We start from the raw sequence: 17,948 nt of genomic DNA on the forward strand, positions 1-17,948 counted from the left end.
CATATTGGCAGTTTGGTAATACGCAAATATTGCCGGTTGTTCGGTATTTTTAAGTGATGCCCTAACCTTGCTAACCTCTTCGTTGCAATTTTATAAAACAAAGCTCGACACCTGGTTCTCGCTCTTTGCTATAATGCCCTACTATTTTCACCATCATTGTTGTTTTCTATGATCCCACAACCTAAAGTCGCGCTGTTTGACTACCCCAAATATTGGGCCGAATGCTATGGCACGGCACCATTTTTACCGATGAGCCGTCAGGAAATGGACGAACTGGGCTGGGACAGTTGTGACATTATTCTGGTTACCGGCGACGCCTATGTCGATCACCCAAGTTTCGGCATGGCCGTTATTGGTCGCATGCTCGAATCACAGGGCTTTAGGGTTGGTATTATTGCTCAACCGGATTGGCACTCAAAAGATCCGTTTATGGCACTGGGTAAGCCGAATTTATTCTTCGGGGTTACTGCCGGCAATATGGATTCTATGATCAACCGCTATACCGCTGAGCGTCGATTACGTCACGATGATGCCTATAGCCCGAATAATGAAGGTGGAAAACGTCCAGACCGAGCGGTACTGGTATATTCACAACGTTGTAAAGAAGCTTATAAAGATGTGCCGGTAATATTAGGTGGTATCGAAGCCAGCCTCAGACGTATCTCCCATTATGATTACTGGTCAGATAAAGTTCGCCGCAGCGTGATTTTTGACGCAAAAGCGGATTTACTCATTTACGGTAATGCCGAACGCCCGTTAATTGAAGTAGCACACCGAATCGCTCGGGGTGAATCCCCGGAAACCTTAACCGATGTGCGTGGTACTGCGTTTATTACCAAGCAAGCATTACCTGGTTGGCGCGGCGTCGATTCGAGAAGCATTGACCGTCCCGGTAAAATCGATCCGATCCCGAGTCCTTATCAGGATATGACCCCGCAAACCTGCGCCAGTGACGATAAACCGGCTCAGGACTCAGCGGATGTGCAGATTGTCGATGTATCCAAAGAGCCAGTGCCGATCCAAATCAGCGATTATCAAAATAAAAGCTGGGATAAACGACACAAACCCTGGGAAAAAACCTATGTAAAACTGCCAAGCTTTGAGCAGGTCAGTCATAATAAAACGTTATATGCCCATGCGTCTCGAATTTTCCATCAGGAAGTCAATCCGGGAAGTGCCCGTGCGTTATTGCAAAGCCATGGCGATCGGAGTGTCTGGCTAAACCCACCGGCTTATCCATTGAGCGAAGCGGAAATGGATGGTGTCTTTGGTTTGCCTTATGCACGTGTGCCGCATCCGGTATATGGCGATGCAAAAATTCCCGCCTACGATATGATCAAAACGTCCATCAACATTATGCGTGGTTGTTTCGGAGGCTGCTCATTTTGTTCTATCACCGAACACGAAGGCCGTATTATTCAGTCTCGTTCTGAACAATCGATTCTCGATGAAATTGAAGACATCAAAGAAAAGGTGCCCGGATTTACCGGGGTGATTTCAGATTTGGGCGGTCCTACCGCCAATATGTACAAACTGCGTTGCAAAAGCCCGAAAGCGGAAGCCACCTGTCGCAGGCCGTCATGTGTTTGGCCGGACATTTGTGGCCATATGGATACCGATCACACGCCTACAATCAATCTGTACCGTAAAGCTCGAAAAGTTCGTGGCATTAAAAAGGTTTTGATTGCATCGGGAGTTCGTTACGATCTCGCGATTCAGGATCCTGAATACGTAAAAGAGTTAGCCACACACCATGTGGGTGGTTATTTGAAAATTGCTCCTGAGCATACCGAAGATGGACCTTTATCGAAGATGATGAAGCCAGGTATGGGTACCTATGACAAATTTAAGGAAATGTTCGATCATTACTCCAAAGTTGCCGGTAAAAAGCAGTTTTTGATCCCGTATTTTATTTCCGCTCATCCAGGCACGACCGACGAAGACATGATCAATTTAGCCCTTTGGCTGAAAAAGCATGACTTCAAACTCGATCAGGTACAAAATTTTTATCCCTCACCACTTGCGAACGCGACCACCCTGTACCATACCGAAATCGACTCATTATCGAAAATTCGTAAAACTTCGGCCAGCGTGCCTGTAGCCAAAGGTGGCCGTCAACGCCGCTTGCACAAAGCGATTTTACGCTACCATGACCCAGTCAACTGGCCGATAATTCGCGAAGCCTTGACTAAAAAGGGCTTGGCTCGAAAATTAATTGGTAATGGCCCGCAGTTTTTAGTGCCGCCGGAAACCCGCAGTGAAAAAAATCAGCAATTTCGTAAGGGCAAAAATAATGCCAGCGGCTACAAAACCTCACCGGGCCAAAAAGCAAACGCTCGCTCAAAGCCAGGGCAAAAAGGCTTAACTCGGTTCAGCAAAAACCAGTTTAAATAACTTACCAACGAAGACGGGGTGGTAATCCACTTTTCCATTCAGGAATCGATGAACCAACCCGTCCTGAGTTATTTGCCATAGCACGATGTTAACCGCTCGACGGTTATACCAATCACATTAAGTTTGTGCACAACTCAGAGTTAGGACAGAGGTTTAGTTACAACATAGGTTTCATTGATATAGTCATTCTATATTAATGAAATATAGGGTCGTAAATGGACCTTAAGATAAACTCCCTACGGGTGAGTTTTAAAGGCGTTTGGACTACGTTACTGATTTAGGTTGATTTTGAGATAATGGAGCGACCATTCTCTGCAATCAAAGCCTTGCCTAAAAGCCTTTAGATTCTCACTGAGTGAGCAATAATTTAATGTGATTGGTATTACATTCAATAAATTTATTTCGTGGATGCACTTTTTTAAAAATAGAGCTCGGCCAATAATCATCAAAATACTCTGCCCAGACTCATCGGTTTCGACTTGTTTTTCGTATCTAAATCTATAACCTGTAGTTAAGTGATTTAATGCACGATAACCTAATTGATCGATAAGTTAGAGAAAACAATGATCTAACACTATAATTTGAAAAAAAGAACAATAGCAAGTTGACAGGGTTATCAATGAATGTAGTGGTGAAAATAATCTTGCCTGGCAGGCTGCTACATCGATAAACACAGACTGTTTAACTGGATAACAACTTGAAAAGCAAACTCATACTCTATTTAAGTGCTCTACTGATTCTGTCAGTCGGTGCGAATACCTACCAGTTTTTCTCTAACGTTGAGAAGACCCACAGACCCATGTCTGCTTTGGCAGAGACGTTAAATGTCCAGGCCTCATCGGACTCACCAATTATAAGTCGAAAAACATCATCTGAGTCGACAGTACAGGATTCTGATGTGCAGCTTTCGCTGGTTGAAGTTCCCATCGGCGAGTCTGACCGAGAAAATTTACAATTACTTGTCGCAACCTCACAGCAATTTTTTAATGTTCGTCAGTTCGATAACGCCGCGGACATTTATACCGACATCGAGATGTTATCTGAAACGACAGCAACACAGTTGAAAAGCCAGTGGGTATCTCAATCATACCAGTGGCTCGACCAAAAACAGTTCACTTTGATCAACAGCTTGCTCGACAGTTTTCTGGCATATGCCCCCGACGATGAAGACTGGTTATTGGTAAAAATTAATTATTTTGAAGCCATCGACAAGAAACAGGCTGCCATCTTTTTATACTATGAACTCATCCACAACTCCTTTGATTATGAAAAAGAAGAGACGTGGCTAAGCCAAATTCATCAAATCGCAGAGAAGCAACGACGAAGTTTTGCTCATAACGGCGCTTGGCACGAGCAAATTGATTTTTTTGAACCTCTGCTGATGGAAGAGCCCAATTATCCGCCTTACATCCTTGCTTTGAGTCAGGCATTTATTCAACTGGAAGAATTTACTATTGCAGATTCTTATCTCGATAACATATCTCACCTAACCGCCTATCAAGGCCAGGTCGCCAAGCTGCGTCGCCAGATGCACAGCTCGCAAACGGAATTACAGGCGATCAAACTAAACAAGCTGAATGAGCATTTCATGGTGAATGCGCGCATCAATAAACAATACCGCACCAATTTAATGATTGATACGGGAGCATCGATAACGGTGTTATCGGAAGCCTATTTCAATGCCTTAAAAGAAAGCGGCGACATCCGGGTTAACCGACAATTAGAAATCAACACCGCGGCCGGCAATCAGGCGGCTTACTCGGTGATTGTTGAATATTTCAATATTGGTGAACACCAGCTCGAAGATTTCGAAATTGTGGTAATGGAATTGCCTGGATTTGAACACGCTGATGGCTTGTTAGGCATGAATTTTTTGAAACAATTTAAGTTTGAAATCGATCAGGAAAACTCCCTGTTGTTTCTTTCTGAGCCTTAAAATAATTTTGACAACGGAGCCGACCATGCTCGGCCCAAGGCCTTGCCTAAAAGCCTTTAAATTCTCACTGCAAGGGAGACTTAGTGGACTTGGTTTAACAAGCGTTTGTATGGATTGGCATTGGATTATATAAAAAAGCCCTTGTCTTGCCTGATTCAGGTCTTAACAAGGGCTTTTGTTTATCTAGGTTAGTCTGGCCGCATAAGGCTTTACTTCACGATGAGTATTTACCGTATTATCGAGCTTGCCAGGGCTACCACAAGTAGCCGCCACTAACCTACTTAACAGTGCATATTAATAAGTTAGGCCGCATTGCGCTTTTTGCCCTTCATCATACGATGTTTGCGTTTTATCGTGGGAAACGACAGTAATCTAAACCTTACCTGCTTACCCTGCTCTTGCAATAGAACACTGGCAAAGTGGGTGTCGATAACCTTGGCGAATAATGCCAACGTCAAACAGGTTAGTGGAACATATATCAAAGAGACAATGACTTGCTCAAACCAGACCATATCCATAACAATCGGCAAGGCGATGATCAGGAACGCAAACCCGCGAAAAAACCATAAATATTGTGTTCGATTACTATTCATTGTGAACCTCACAATTGAGCTAAACATCGAGGTTAAGAATAGAAAGAACGAGAAAATTCAGCAAAAGGAAAATATTCACGCTTTAGGTGAATATTATTCACCTCCCATTAACATATTCCGAACCCAACCGATAAATGTCTGAATATCCTTGTTTTCTTGATCTGCATTTCGATAAACGGCATAGAGAGCCATTGGGAAATCGGCTTTAAGATCGAACGGGTCCACCAATATATTAGAATGTAATAGGTAATTTTCGATAGGTGACATGGCCAGAGCAACACCTAATCCCTGCTCTGCAGCCTGTAATGATGCATCGTAATCATTGAAGGTCAATTTCGGCTCTACTTGCAATTTGCCATTGCCAACCGCTCTGCTCCAGTTTCCCCATACATTTTCAAAACCAGCCAGGTCAATAAGCGGCACGTGTGCAATTTGATGTACTTCAGTTAAGTCGTTTTGTTCTTTAAACGTCGGCGAGCACACGGCCATAATTTCAACATCCATGATTTTTTCAATCGCTACATCCGGCCAATTTCCATCACCGATACGAAACGCCAGATCAATATCTTCATAGCGTAAATCCAATAAGTTCATCGAGGTTTCAATTCGGATATCTAAAGTCGGATTCTGCTGCTGAAAACTGGCGAGCCTGGGCAAAATAATATTTCGTGACAAAGACGGGAACGTTGAAATTTTCAGAATATTCGATTGAAAGCGATTTTGTAATTCACGGGTAGCATGTTCCAGTTTTTGCAACGACTGACTAACCACATTTAAATAGCTTTGTCCTGCCGCATTTAAGCTTACGCCACGTTTATCGCGCTGAAACAATTCAAAACCAAGGAACTCCTCCAGCGAGCGGATTTGATGGCTCACTGCCGAGGGAGTAATAAATAACTCAACGCTGGCTTTTTTAAAGCTTTGATGACGGCCTGCCGCTTCAAATACGACCAACAAATGCGCCGGGGGTAATTTTCGAGCCATGAATTCCTGCAGGTTAGCCAAACTAGCTTTATTTTAGTGCATCTATGTCAGTCTGCATTCGCACGGTCTGCATGCGCACGGCCCGACACGTTATTGAAAACATTTGTCGTGCACGAACATATATGTGTTATACCAATCACATTAAATTATTGCTCACTCAGTGAGAATTTAAAGGCTTTTAGACAAGGCTTTGATTGCAGAGAATGGTCGTTCCATTGTCAAAATCAGTAACGTAGGATAAACGCCTTTAAAACTCACCCATAGGGAGTTTACCAGAGGCCCATTTACGACCCTATATTTCATTAATATAGAATGACTATATCAATGAAACCTATGTTGTAACTGAACCTCTGCCCTAACTCTGAGTTGTGCACAAACTTAATGTGATTGGTATTATCAATTAATATCGCTAGCTTGAATGTGTCATTGCTACGATAGTGAATATCATACAGTGAATATCACGCATTAGTGTTGAAGTGCGCTAATCAAACGATAACTGAGCGTAACCAAAACACTTGGGGACGAGATAATTGATTGGGTTATCCACCGAATGGCCTTGTTTAAGGCAATAATTGTTGATAAGTATGAAAATTAACCAAATAGTTACAAATGCTAAAATGTAGAAAATAACAGCGAAACAGAAGGAGGATGTTTTAAACAACACTCTTCATCAGCTAGCTAAGTCAATGACTTCTGTCAGGCGTATGTTCAGGGAGAATCAATTAATCAGCGCTTCCTGTCTATCCCATCAAGCATAACTAATTGTTTATTGGTTTGATTCTACTGAGCAGATGGTAGTCCTCCAAAAATTGAAATCAATTACGTTTTGCTACGAGTCGATTTAGAGATTTTCCTTTGGGGAATACTTACTCATGTTCTTCCTCCTCCAGTGGCAAACGACCTTCTCATTGGAGGCATTATTGCCCACAGGCCACTTGTGGATAACTATGTGAATAAGTAAAACCTCAATAAAATTAAAGGCTAGAGAAGAGAAATGATTTTTTTGATGATTGAATCAAAAAGTAAAGACATTTTTATCGACGAATTTGAAATAAATTTTGCTGATTTATTAAGTTTTACACAAAAACAGTGGATAACTTTTGCGGTGCCTTGCCGTATCTGCCCTCAACTTTTGCAAGCATTTTTTTAAACTTTTTTTTTATATTTGCAATATTAAAAAAAACGGCTTATCCAGTATCAAACTTACGCCAAAATGAATTACAATTTTATCTAATTGGATTATCGACGGAACTCGAATGAAAACCGCATTAGTCATTGGCGCTACCGGGCTTACCGGCTCGTTATGTATACAAAAACTTCTCAATGATGACCGTTACGCCAATGTAATAGCGCTAAGCCGACGCCCACTGGCAATGACGCATGCAAAACTCGTCCGGGTTGAGATGGCGGACGACCAACTGCAATCGGTTTTTCTGCAATATGAAATCGATGAGGTTTTTTGTTGTCTTGGCACCACCATAAAAAAAGCCGGTAACCGAGAGGCGTTTAAGGCCGTCGACAAATCCCTGGTACTTAGCATCGCAACACATGCATACCAAGCGGATGTGGGTAAGTTTGCGGTGATCTCAGCTCTGGGGGCGAATGAGAAGGCCAATAGCTTTTATAACCAGGTGAAAGGCGAAATGGAGCAGGCGCTAATCGCCATGGGTTTTAACCAGCTGATCATTGTACGGCCAAGTCTTATTTTAGGACCCAGACAAGAATCTCGTAAAGGCGAAGATTTTGCGAAGTCTGTGTATCGAATGGTTGCCCCGGTAATAGATAAATTGTTACCAGCCTACCGCCCGGTTGACGCTGAGCGCATTGCACAAGCGATGATAGATACACTTAATCAGACACACACCCAGCCTGTAACCATTATCGAAAACAAAACGCTGCACAGTCACTAATTCAGGTAATAAACCACAGAGCCAATATACGCTGCTGATTTTAGTTAACCGTGTCTTATGCAAACAAACGCATTACAAACAAACGTAAATTCGCCCCGTTGGGCTTTTTATCATTGTTTCATTTTACCGTTAATTTCAATTCGTGTACCCGATGGCGATTTTAAAAACACTTGCGACAGGGATATTTCTTTGACATGAACCAACGAATGCTCAATGTGTTTTCGCTCTAGCCGTTGAACTAGCGCGGCTAAATCAGACGACCGGAAAGCAACATGATCGAAACAACCTTGCTGGCACGTTGGCACGTGCTGATTGCTCTCTGACAGATGGATGACGGCTTTGTCATCAGCATATAGCCAAAAGCCCTTGCTTGGAAATTCCGGTCGATACCCTTCCCGTAAACCAAGCACATCACAGAAAAATTGTTTCTCGTTTTCCAGTAATTCCGCTGGTCCTTTAATGTTAATGTGATCTAAGTGCATCTTGTCCTCACCGATATTCATGGGAAATTTAACGTTCATTAATCAACTAACACTAACTTACCCTGCGTGCTGTCATCGCGGTTATGTAGTAAATGATCCTCAGCCCTAACTCTGTGCTAATTTTGTATGTACTCTGCACTATGCAAAAACCTATTTGAATGGGCAAAAACGTGTTTTACAACACACCATGTTCCGTTAATAGGGCGATTAACTCTTCTTCAGTCAACACTGCTACACCTAACTGGCTGGCTTTGGTCAATTTTGATCCGGCTTTTTCACCCGCAACCAGAAAACTGGTTTTCGCAGATACACTACCAGAAACTTTAGCGCCTAAGGTTTGCAAATGTCCTTTTGCGTCATTACGGCCCATCTGACTCAAGGTCCCGGTTAGAACAAACGTTTGATCTTTAAGGGGTAAATCATCATCGGCTTTTTGTTCAATCGCTGGCCAGTTAAGCCCAACCGCTAATAGCTCCGTAATCACATCCTGATTATGGCTTTCGGCAAAGAAATGTAGAATATTATTAGCAACCACTTCCCCCACATCCGCCACAGCCACTAACTGTTCAAAACAAGCCTGCTGCACCGCCGCTAAGGTTTTAAAGTGTTGGGCTAAATTACCAGCGGTGGCTTCGCCGACTTCGCGGATGCCTAATGCGTAAATAAATTTCGCCAGGGTTGTATTTTTTGCGTTCTGCAATGCAACTAATAACTTATCCGCGGATTTCAAGCCCATCCGCTCTAAAGTGGTTAGTTGCGTTTGATTCAGGGTAAACAGATCCGCCGGTGTTTTGATTAATTCTTCATCGACCAATTGTTCTACCAACTTGTCTCCCAATCCATCGATATCCAATGCCTTTCTCGACGCAAAGTGTTTGATCGCCTCTTTGCGTTGCGCCCCACAGAATAAACCGCCGGTACAACGCAACACAGCCTCCCCTGTTACCCGTTCAACGGCAGAGTCACATACCGGGCATGACTGAGGAAAAATGATATCTCTTGCATCCTGCGGACGTTTATCCACAACCGCACTGACAATCTGTGGGATCACGTCACCCGCTCGACGGATCACAACGGTGTCGTTAATTTTGAGCCCTAAGCGATCGATCTCATCCTGATTATGCAAGGTTGCATTAGAGACGGTTACCCCACCGACAAATACGGGTTGCAATCTGGCAACGGGGGTAATCGCGCCGGTACGGCCCACCTGAAACTCTACATCCAATAACTGGGTAAGCTCTTCCTGGGCGGGAAATTTATACGCGGTGGCCCAACGTGGTGCCCTGGCAACAAAGCCTAATTGCTGTTGATCGGCAATGTTATCCACTTTCAATACCACGCCATCGATTTCATAGCTAAGCTGATCACGACGACTCAAAATATCCTGGTAAAAATCCACACAGTCGCTAGATTTTTCAACCTGAATAATTTCCGGACACATCGGCAGACCAAGGTCTTTGAGCTTCATCAGCCGTTGATAATGGCTATCAGGCAAATAGTTATCGCCATCTTCTACATAGCCTACGCTGTAAGCATAAAATGATAAGTTGCGCTTGGCGGTGATCTTTGAATCTAGCTGGCGCAGCGAGCCGGCGGCGGCATTACGTGGATTGGCAAATGTTTTCTCACCGTTTTTAATGGCATGCTCATTCAAGGCGTCAAAACTCGCCTTGGGCATAAATACTTCACCTCGGGCTTCAAAAACCGCGGGTAGGTTTTCACCACGTAGTTTTAGCGGGATCGCATTAATGGTTTTTACATTCTCGGTGATATTTTCCCCAACCTGACCGTCACCTCGGGTAGCTGCCTGCACTAAAATACCATTTTCATATCGCAGACTAACCGCCAGGCCATCCAGTTTTGGTTCACAACAAAAACGGATGTTGTTTTCACGTCCCAAACGCTCTTTTATACGGTTAATAAACCCCTGCCACTCACTCTCATCAAACACATTGTCTAAAGACAGCATAGGAATTTGATGGGTCACCTGGGAAAACGACTTAAGCGCTTCGCCCCCCACTTTTTGCGATGGAGAATCGGCTTGCTTCAATTCCGGGTACTGCGTTTCTAACGCGATCAATTCGCGCATTAACCCGTCGTAATGGCTATCGGGTACCGTCGGCGCATCGAGTACATAATACTGGTAATTGTATTCATGTAACTGACTGATGATTTGCATCATCTGGGTTTGAATTTGTGTTTTATCAGACATCTGTTTAAGCAACCTTAGTCACGTATCTTTTGTGGTGTACCGCCCGGCAAAGGCGGTTAAAGCAAAGCCTCCAAGGGAGGCTTTTGAATGGATGTATTATACGTTAGCGATGCGACTTTTGCGGTCGAATTCACGAATTTTGGTTAGGTAATGTTGTTCGGTTTGCCGGGTCATTACACTGCGTTGTCCGTCTAGAACCTGACCACCGAATTCACTGGCTAACTGTTTTGCCGCAGACAACATAAGTTTAAACACTTTGCTTGGATCGCCTGCATTAGGCAAGGTCATGAATAAGGTTAAACCTGTCGTGGCAAAATTTTCCATATTATCCAAATCAAAAGTGCCAGGGTTTATCATGTTGGCTAACGAAAAATGGATTGGACCTTTGCCAGAGTTATCCTGATGGCGATGGAAAATATTCATATCCCCATACTTCATACCCAGCGTCAAAAGACTTGGCAATAAAGCCGCACCGGCTATTAATTGATTCTGCCCGGCCACAACGCTTATCGCGAGTACTTCTTGCTCGATATCAGCCGCTGGTTTAGTTTTTTCTTCCTCAACAAAATCGATTTCGATTTGATCACGGCGGATCTCAGCTTTGGTTTTCTCAACACGTCGCTTGTATTGATTATTTTCTGCAACTTCAGGCACGACTTCCTCCACGTTCTCAGGTTCGGAATTAAAGCTTGGCTCGGTAAATCTCATCCCAGCGGATTTCGTGCCCTGCTCATGAGCTTCAAAGATTCTTTCCATCTCAGCCATTGCCGGCTCACTGGCAATGTCCATTGCCGGATCGTTAAAATGCTGGTGAGCATAAGGATTTGAATCGTCGGTTGCCTGGTCATTGGCCACCGAAATTATCTCTTCACCCAGCACAGGATCTAAATAACCATTATCTGTGCCATGCGGCTCGCTTAACCCCGATTTAAATGCGCCAGAATCCTCACCATAGCCATTGGCAGGCGCGGCGGCTGCGATGTTGTCTTGTGAAGGGAATCGCTGTTCAGAACCATTGTCGGTTCCAGAATTCGCCTTTTTAACGGGATTAGCCACCACTTTTTTCGGTCCTACCCCATCTTGATCAAACCCGGAATTGTCGAACATCCGTTGTTCCATCTCTTCGGTAGATTCAGAAGCAACGGTTTTCTTTAATTTATAGGGATTTTTGCGCTCTTTGCGCAAGGTATACATACCGTGAATGCAGAGTCCGGCAATCGCCAGAACACTAATGATAAGGAGAATGTCTCTTAAATTAAATTCCATATTTAAGCCTGTTTAAGATGCTTGCGCCATAGCGACGGCTTCTTCGATATCCACAGCAACCATTCTTGAAACACCTGGTTCATGCATGGTTACACCGGTAAGATGTGTCGCCATTTCCATCGCAATTTTATTATGACTAATGTAGATAAACTGCACCGTTTTCGACATTTCCTTGACCAACTTACAGAAACGTTCAACGTTGGCGTCATCCAACGGAGCATCGACTTCGTCCAGCATACAAAATGGTGCCGGATTCAGACGGAAAATCGCAAACACCAATGATAATGCGGTTAGGGCTTTTTCACCACCAGAAAGTAAGTGAATCGTACTATTTTTTTTGCCAGGTGGTCGAGCCATAATGGTAACCCCGGTATCGAGCAAATCTTCACCGGTTAAATCCAGATAGGCACTACCGCCACCAAACACTTTTGGAAATAGGTTCTTCAGATCGTCGTTCACTTGATCAAAGGTTTGTTTAAACTTCGCCCGACTTTCGCGATCAATTTTACTGATCGCACTTTCAAGGGTCGACAACGCATCCTCAAGATCATCATTTTGCTTATCAAGGAAGCCTTTGCGTTGCTGCTGCAACTCATATTCTTCTATAGCAGCAAGGTTGATTGCACCCAATCCATCAATGTCTTTAGCAATACGCGCCAGCTTTATTTGCCATTGGTTTTCTTTGGCATCATTCGGTAACGCTTGCAATACATCTTTAAGCGATTGTTGCAATTCATCGAGTTGCTCAATGGCGGTATTCGCTCTTACCCGATAATTCTCACCGTCGAGGGTGATTTTCGCCATCTTGTCTTTGATCACTGAAATGTTATTCAACAGTCCTTGCTGGCTTTGATTAAACGCCATGATCTCGTTGTTCGCTACAGATTGTTGCTGATGTAAAGTCTGCTGCTGCTGATCCAGTTCACTGCTTTGTCCAAGCTTTTGTTGTAATTGTTCCTGATCATCCAATAACGGGATTGCCAGCGCTTCCTGGGCCACCAGCAATTCCTGTTGTTGCTCATTGGAAAACTGAATCTGCTCTTCAATGCGTTGGATCATTAACGCCAGGTTTTTTAATGTGGATGATAGTTGCTCGCGCTTGACCAGTTTGTGTTGCAAATCCTGATTAAAGTTATTGATGCGACTTTGCCATTGTTGCAGCTCCTGACCAGAGCCTGTGCGCTGCCTTTCCAGATTTTCGCCATCATCTACCACGTCCTCTAATTGCTCTGCCAACGCTTCTTCAGTAAATGTCAGCGTTTCCGCTTCATCGGTTTTTTCAATAATACTGGTTTCAAGGCTCATCAGCTCTTCAGACAATCCTGTTGCCTGTTGCTTAAGCAAGCCCAACTCCTGGTTCACCAATTGCAATTGTTGCTGTTGGCTTGAAAGATGTTGCTCGGCCTGCTGCCATTGCTGTTTACCAGAAGTCGCTGCCAATTTGGCTTGCTCGAGCGCGACTTTTGCCTGCTGAACGCGAGTTCCCAGCTCACTAACCGAATCTTCTTGCCCCTGCACCTGCTCTTGTAATTCCAGCAATTGATTCTGTCTTGCCAGTTGCCCAGATTCACCTTGCAATAAGCCTTTTTGCATCCAGTTTTTGCCAAACCACAAACCTTGTGGGCAAATCACCGATTGGTCATCGTCAAGTGACGCAATCATGCTTCTGGCCTGTTGTTCATTGTCAGCAACAGACACCTTGCTTAATAATGTCTGAATGGAATGTGGCGTTAGAATTTTGCTACTTAGTGTGCCGCTTTTCACCAGATTCTGTGCAACTTTGGTATCCAGATAAATGGCGCCCTGCTTTAGTGAAAATTGTGCGGGTAACTGCGCCGTAACGTTTGCTTGCAACCAGTGCCCTAGCACCATCTCAACCGCCAGCTCCCAGCCCTTTTCAACACTTAGCTGTTGCACTAATTGCGTTTGGTTTTCTAAGCCAAGATCAGATAACAATGCCTGCTGTTGCTGCTGCCAGTCACTGCTGGTTTGGGTTACCTGCTGTAGCGCCTCAATTTGCGTTAAGGTTTTGTTGAGCGCCTTTTGTGCGTGTTGTAATTGCTCGGCGACATCCTGGTAATGCTGAACGTTTTGCTCCACCAGATTTTGCTGCTGGCTATAAATCGCTTGATATTCTTCGACCTGCTCGGCCATCACAATGGCATCTTGTTGAAGATTTTTTTGTTTGCTGGTGATGGCATCAATATCAAAATTTTGTTGTTGTTGCAGCAGCTTCTCGCGTCGTAAGGTTAATTGTTGCACCTGTTGGCGCGCCGCATCAATTTGCGATTTCACCAACTGACGCTTTTGCATCAACTCATGTTTTTGCTGCTGAAATGCCTGCCATTTATCCTGCCAGGATTGCTGTTGTTCACTTAGACGTTCCGCTTGCTCGCGCGCTTGTTCCAGTTGCAATTCAAGCTCTTCAATTTGTGGTTCAATATCGCTAAGCTCAATATCCAGCTCCTGGCGCTTGGCCAGTTCCTGCTGCAATTGCTGCCTATTATCCTGAGCGCGAATGTTAAGCTTATCGAGATCCTGAGACAGAGTTAATTTGCGCTGTTTGCCATGTTTGATATTTTCTTCAAGGCGGGTAATTTCGGTACGTAAACTCAGTTTTCTCTGAGCCAGACTATTTAACTCGCTCGAACTGTGTTCCTGGGCTTGTCTTGCTTTGACAATGCTAAGCTCGCGCTCACCCTGTTCAGCATTCAGTTTTTCTAACTGAACTTGTAGCTTTTGCTCTTCGGTTTTTAATGCATCAAGTTTGCTGTGGCAATGTTGCCAGCGTATCGCTGCGATTTGCGACTTAAATAAGCGTTCTTGCTGTTTTAGATCTTTAAATCGTATCGCCGCCTGAGACTGACCGTGGAGCTTTTCCAACTGGCCATGCAGTTCATGACGAATATCAGTTAGGCGCGATAGGTTTTCCCGTGTCGCCCGAATACGATTTTCGGTTTCCCGACGACGTTCTTTATACTTAGAAACGCCAGCGGCTTCCTCAATGAATATACGTAAATCCTGGGGTTTGGATTCAATTAAGCGGGAAATCATCCCTTGTTCAATGATCGCATAACTGCGCGGACCAAGACCGGTGCCTAAAAAGATATCAGTGATATCTTTGCGTCGACATTTACTGCCATTGAGGTAATAGGTGTTTTGACTGTCACGGTTTACCACTCGGCGGATGGATATTTCCGTGCGATCCGCCATGGAACCTGTAAGGCGTTGTTGCTGGTTATCAAACACCAGTTCAACACTGGCTTGCCCGGTAGGTTTTCGGGCGGTAGAGCCATTAAAGATAACATCGGTCATTGAGTCGCCGCGCAGGTTTTTGGCAGAGCTCTCACCCAGCACCCAGCGCACTGCATCAATGATATTCGATTTACCGCAGCCATTAGGACCGACAATGGCGGTCATCTCTTGTGGAAATGGCACATTAGTCACATCCACAAAGGATTTAAATCCGGCTAATTTTATCTTTTTTAAGCGCATCGATTCTTATCGTTATGAGACAAACACAAAGTCTGCAATTACGTATCCTCGTTCTTACTGATCGGTGATTTTACATTTGACTCGTTTTCTTCACCGGCGGTGGACCGCATTGATTTCCATTAATAACGGCACACTTTTAAGAACTGCTAAGTTGATAATACCTGATTCAAATAAATATTGAAGAAGTTTGTAACACTTATTCAGTTGCCAACCCCCATTCTTTCAGTAAGATATTTAGCATATTTACGTATTGTGGAAAACAGGATGAATCAGCCGCAGTTCCAACAAACGGCAGCCCAAAGTGGCGCCAGTTATTTTATGCAGGGTTTTAAATTAATTCGTACCAAAGGTATTCGCCGGTACGTTTTCGTGCCACTTATCGTCAACCTGATATTGTTTGCTTTCGCATTTTATCAATTAAGTTTTTATATTGATGACTGGATTGGGCAATTGGAAGCCTGGTTGCCCTCAGCACTTAGCTGGTTAATCGTTATCGTTGAACCGTTAATTTATATCGCCAGCGTCATCGCCGCGTCGTTTGTATTTTCTACGGTTGCCAACTGGCTGGCGGCGCCATTTAATGGCTTGTTATCGGAAAAAATTGAGCAGCATTTAACCGGGCAATCACTCAGCGATGGCGGCTTTGTCGATATCATCAAAGATATCCCGAGAACCTTATATCGCGAATGGCGCAAGCTGATGTATTACATCCCTCGTGCCCTTGGTTTCTTTTTGATCTTCTTGTTTGTGCCTGTGATAGGACAAATTATCTGGTTTGCTTTTATCGCCTGGATGATGGCGATTCAGTATTGTGACTACCCATTTGATAACCATAAAATCGATTTCCAGACGATGCGCACCAGTCTCAGTAATCAACGGGGTAAATGCTTTAGCTTTGGCCTGACCGTATCCTTGTTTGCCATTATCCCAATTCTCAATCTGGTATTAATGCCAGTGGCTATTTGTGGCGCAACGGCGATGTGGGTTGATCACTTTCGTCGCGATCACGTTTAACACCGTTCTTTATTTTTGCCTTTTTATCCTGGTAAACAATAATCCCAGAGGAGTTAAACATTAAATGCAACAACCACTAAAACTGCGAATCGTAACCTATATTCTTGCCTTAATATTTTTCGCGTCCGGCATGGCGAAGTTATTTGCATTGCCATTTGAAATTGCAGCATTCGAGCGTTGGGGTTACTCAATGACTTTTATGTATTTGGTTGGCGTAATTGAGGTAGCCGGTGCCTTAGGGCTTCTGGTTTCAAGATTTTCAGCGATTGTTTCACTTGCTCTTGCGGCATTTATGATGGGGGCAATCGCCACTCATCTGATCCATCAAGAGTGGCCTATGCTGGCATTCGCTACAGCTGTCGCCCTTGGCGCTGCCTGGCGTGGCTGGGTATCGCTCAAAACAAAGCGGGGTAGATCTTAGAGGCTATAAAGAAACCCTGGGGTCACAGTTGTTGAATCATCAACAACTGTGACCCCAGGATAGTTAATTGCTGTACAAGTCGTTGGTTAATCTATTGGTCGGCGATTAACCCATACGTTTTACAAAACAATCGACAAAGCGTTGCGGCGATGTTGGGTCCATATTGAAATATAAGGAAGGTTCGATAAGCTCAGCTTCCATCATCGCAAAACCATCCTGATGACGAACGAAATCAAGGCGCGCGTACATTGGCATGGTAGGTAAGCATTGTAACGCATGCTCGGCATGCGCCAGTAGAGCGGCTTCTGGCTCTGCAATCAGCGCTAACCGGCCACCGTGTTCTTCCTGTACCCGAAAATCATCCTGCTTCGGCGTTTTCAAAATGCTATGGCTGTACTGACCATTAAAATAGAAGCAGGAAAACTCACCCTCTGAGATCACATGTTCCATAAAAGGCTGTACCATAAAATCGCCCTTAGCAAAGGCCACCTGTAATTCGGCAATGGCAGCTTCAACATTGTCTTTGCGTAACCAGAAGGTATTGTCCGCATTGGCGCTCACGCAAGGCTTAATAACGATTTGTTCGGTTTTAAAATGCTGAAAATATCCGCCTAGCTCGCTGGCATCAAATTGCGCTTTCCATAACGTCGGTACAATCGTTACCGCTTGTTGTTCCAGCTCCTGTAAATATTTTTTATTAATATTCCAGCGCACCGTTTGCAGGTCATTCTCCAATATGGCCGTCGACGCTTCAATGGTTTCAAGCACTTCAACAAACTCTTGTTCATATTGCTGATAATCCCAGGGGCTGCGGATCAAAACAACATCATATGCATTCCAGTCAATAGACTTATCATGCCAGTCTACCGTATGGGTTTGCCATCCAGCATCGAGAAAAGGTTTATCGAGTAATTCGTCGTAAACTTCGAATTCTTCCAGGTTTGCCATCGACAATATCGCGCAGTGTTTCAAAATCAGCCCCTCAGCTAAAGTCGGACGTTGCTATGTTGCTACGTTACATTCTAGGTTGGTTGTTACGTTGTTTTCACAAACTGCGCAGAGTTTACTCCCGTTGTTGATGACTTAGCAAGACGATTAGGACAATTGTTATTGTTCAGGCTGACGACAAAAGTTTTAGCCATGATTTTATTCGTTAATTACCCACTTATACCAATCACATTAAATTATTGCTCACTCAGTGAGAATTTAAAGGCTTTTAGACAAGGCTTTGATTGCAGAGA

At 44.0% G+C, this 17,948-nt stretch carries 12 protein-coding genes; 5 read left to right on the plus strand and 7 right to left on the minus strand.

Going from position 1 to position 17,948, the window contains the following annotated elements:
- The first annotated feature begins 168 nt into the window (after nt 1–168).
- Entirely contained in the window at nt 169–2,394 is a 2,226-nt protein-coding gene (locus tag ACHUFQ_RS08245; RefSeq protein WP_394174639.1) for a YgiQ family radical SAM protein, read from the plus strand.
- A gap of 697 nt (nt 2,395–3,091) precedes the next feature.
- Nucleotides 3,092–4,330 (plus strand): retropepsin-like aspartic protease family protein, encoded by a 1,239-nt coding sequence (locus ACHUFQ_RS08250; protein WP_394174640.1) that lies wholly within the window; start codon nt 3,092–3,094, stop codon nt 4,328–4,330.
- A gap of 302 nt (nt 4,331–4,632) precedes the next feature.
- Here ACHUFQ_RS08250 and ACHUFQ_RS08255 read toward each other — a convergent pair whose 3' ends face one another.
- Both ACHUFQ_RS08255 and ACHUFQ_RS08260 read right to left on the minus strand, forming a co-directional pair.
- Nucleotides 4,633–4,923: a hypothetical protein gene (locus ACHUFQ_RS08255; protein ID WP_394174642.1), complete on the minus strand. Its 291-nt coding sequence runs from the start codon at nt 4,921–4,923 to the stop codon at nt 4,633–4,635.
- A gap of 93 nt (nt 4,924–5,016) precedes the next feature.
- Nucleotides 5,017–5,907 carry a LysR substrate-binding domain-containing protein gene (locus ACHUFQ_RS08260; RefSeq protein ID WP_394174643.1) on the minus strand — a complete coding sequence of 297 codons (891 nt, stop codon included), beginning with the start codon at nt 5,905–5,907 and terminating at the stop codon, nt 5,017–5,019.
- A 1,256-nt stretch (nt 5,908–7,163) separates the two neighbouring features.
- Between ACHUFQ_RS08260 and ACHUFQ_RS08265 the strand changes: the two genes are divergently transcribed.
- Entirely contained in the window at nt 7,164–7,817 is a 654-nt protein-coding gene (locus ACHUFQ_RS08265) for an NAD(P)H-binding protein (RefSeq protein ID WP_394174645.1), read from the plus strand.
- Nucleotides 7,818–7,927: 110 nt separating this feature from the next.
- Here the strand turns inward: ACHUFQ_RS08265 and ACHUFQ_RS08270 are convergent, their stop codons facing one another.
- From ACHUFQ_RS08270 to smc, 4 genes are all read right to left on the minus strand, one after another.
- On the minus strand, nt 7,928–8,338 hold the full coding sequence (locus tag ACHUFQ_RS08270) for a VOC family protein (RefSeq protein ID WP_394174647.1): 411 nt from the start codon (nt 8,336–8,338) through the stop codon (nt 7,928–7,930).
- A gap of 136 nt (nt 8,339–8,474) precedes the next feature.
- Nucleotides 8,475–10,511 (minus strand): NAD-dependent DNA ligase LigA, encoded by a 2,037-nt coding sequence (gene ligA, locus ACHUFQ_RS08275; RefSeq protein WP_394174649.1) that lies wholly within the window; start codon nt 10,509–10,511, stop codon nt 8,475–8,477.
- A 96-nt stretch (nt 10,512–10,607) separates the two neighbouring features.
- The gene (gene zipA / locus ACHUFQ_RS08280) at nt 10,608–11,777 is read right to left on the minus strand and encodes a cell division protein ZipA (RefSeq protein WP_394174651.1); all 1,170 of its coding nucleotides are present in this window, start codon (nt 11,775–11,777) and stop codon (nt 10,608–10,610) included.
- Nucleotides 11,778–11,789: 12 nt separating this feature from the next.
- The gene (gene smc / locus ACHUFQ_RS08285) at nt 11,790–15,272 is read right to left on the minus strand and encodes a chromosome segregation protein SMC (RefSeq protein ID WP_394174652.1); all 3,483 of its coding nucleotides are present in this window, start codon (nt 15,270–15,272) and stop codon (nt 11,790–11,792) included.
- 264 nt (nt 15,273–15,536) lie between these two features.
- Here smc and cysZ point away from each other — a divergent pair, with 264 nt between their 5' ends.
- Together cysZ and ACHUFQ_RS08295 are read left to right on the plus strand one after the other, a co-directional pair.
- Nucleotides 15,537–16,286 (plus strand): sulfate transporter CysZ, encoded by a 750-nt coding sequence (gene cysZ / locus ACHUFQ_RS08290; RefSeq protein WP_394174653.1) that lies wholly within the window; start codon nt 15,537–15,539, stop codon nt 16,284–16,286.
- A gap of 64 nt (nt 16,287–16,350) precedes the next feature.
- Nucleotides 16,351–16,707, plus strand: coding sequence for a DoxX family protein (locus ACHUFQ_RS08295; protein WP_394174654.1), 357 nt, complete (start codon nt 16,351–16,353; stop codon nt 16,705–16,707).
- 105 nt (nt 16,708–16,812) lie between these two features.
- Here ACHUFQ_RS08295 and ACHUFQ_RS08300 read toward each other — a convergent pair whose 3' ends face one another.
- Nucleotides 16,813–17,679 carry an ATP-grasp domain-containing protein gene (locus tag ACHUFQ_RS08300; RefSeq protein WP_394174655.1) on the minus strand — a complete coding sequence of 289 codons (867 nt, stop codon included), beginning with the start codon at nt 17,677–17,679 and terminating at the stop codon, nt 16,813–16,815.
- Nucleotides 17,680–17,948: the final 269 nt, after the last annotated feature.

Source organism: Thalassotalea litorea, from assembly GCF_043642205.1.
GTDB lineage: Bacteria > Pseudomonadota > Gammaproteobacteria > Enterobacterales > Alteromonadaceae > Thalassotalea_A > Thalassotalea_A litorea.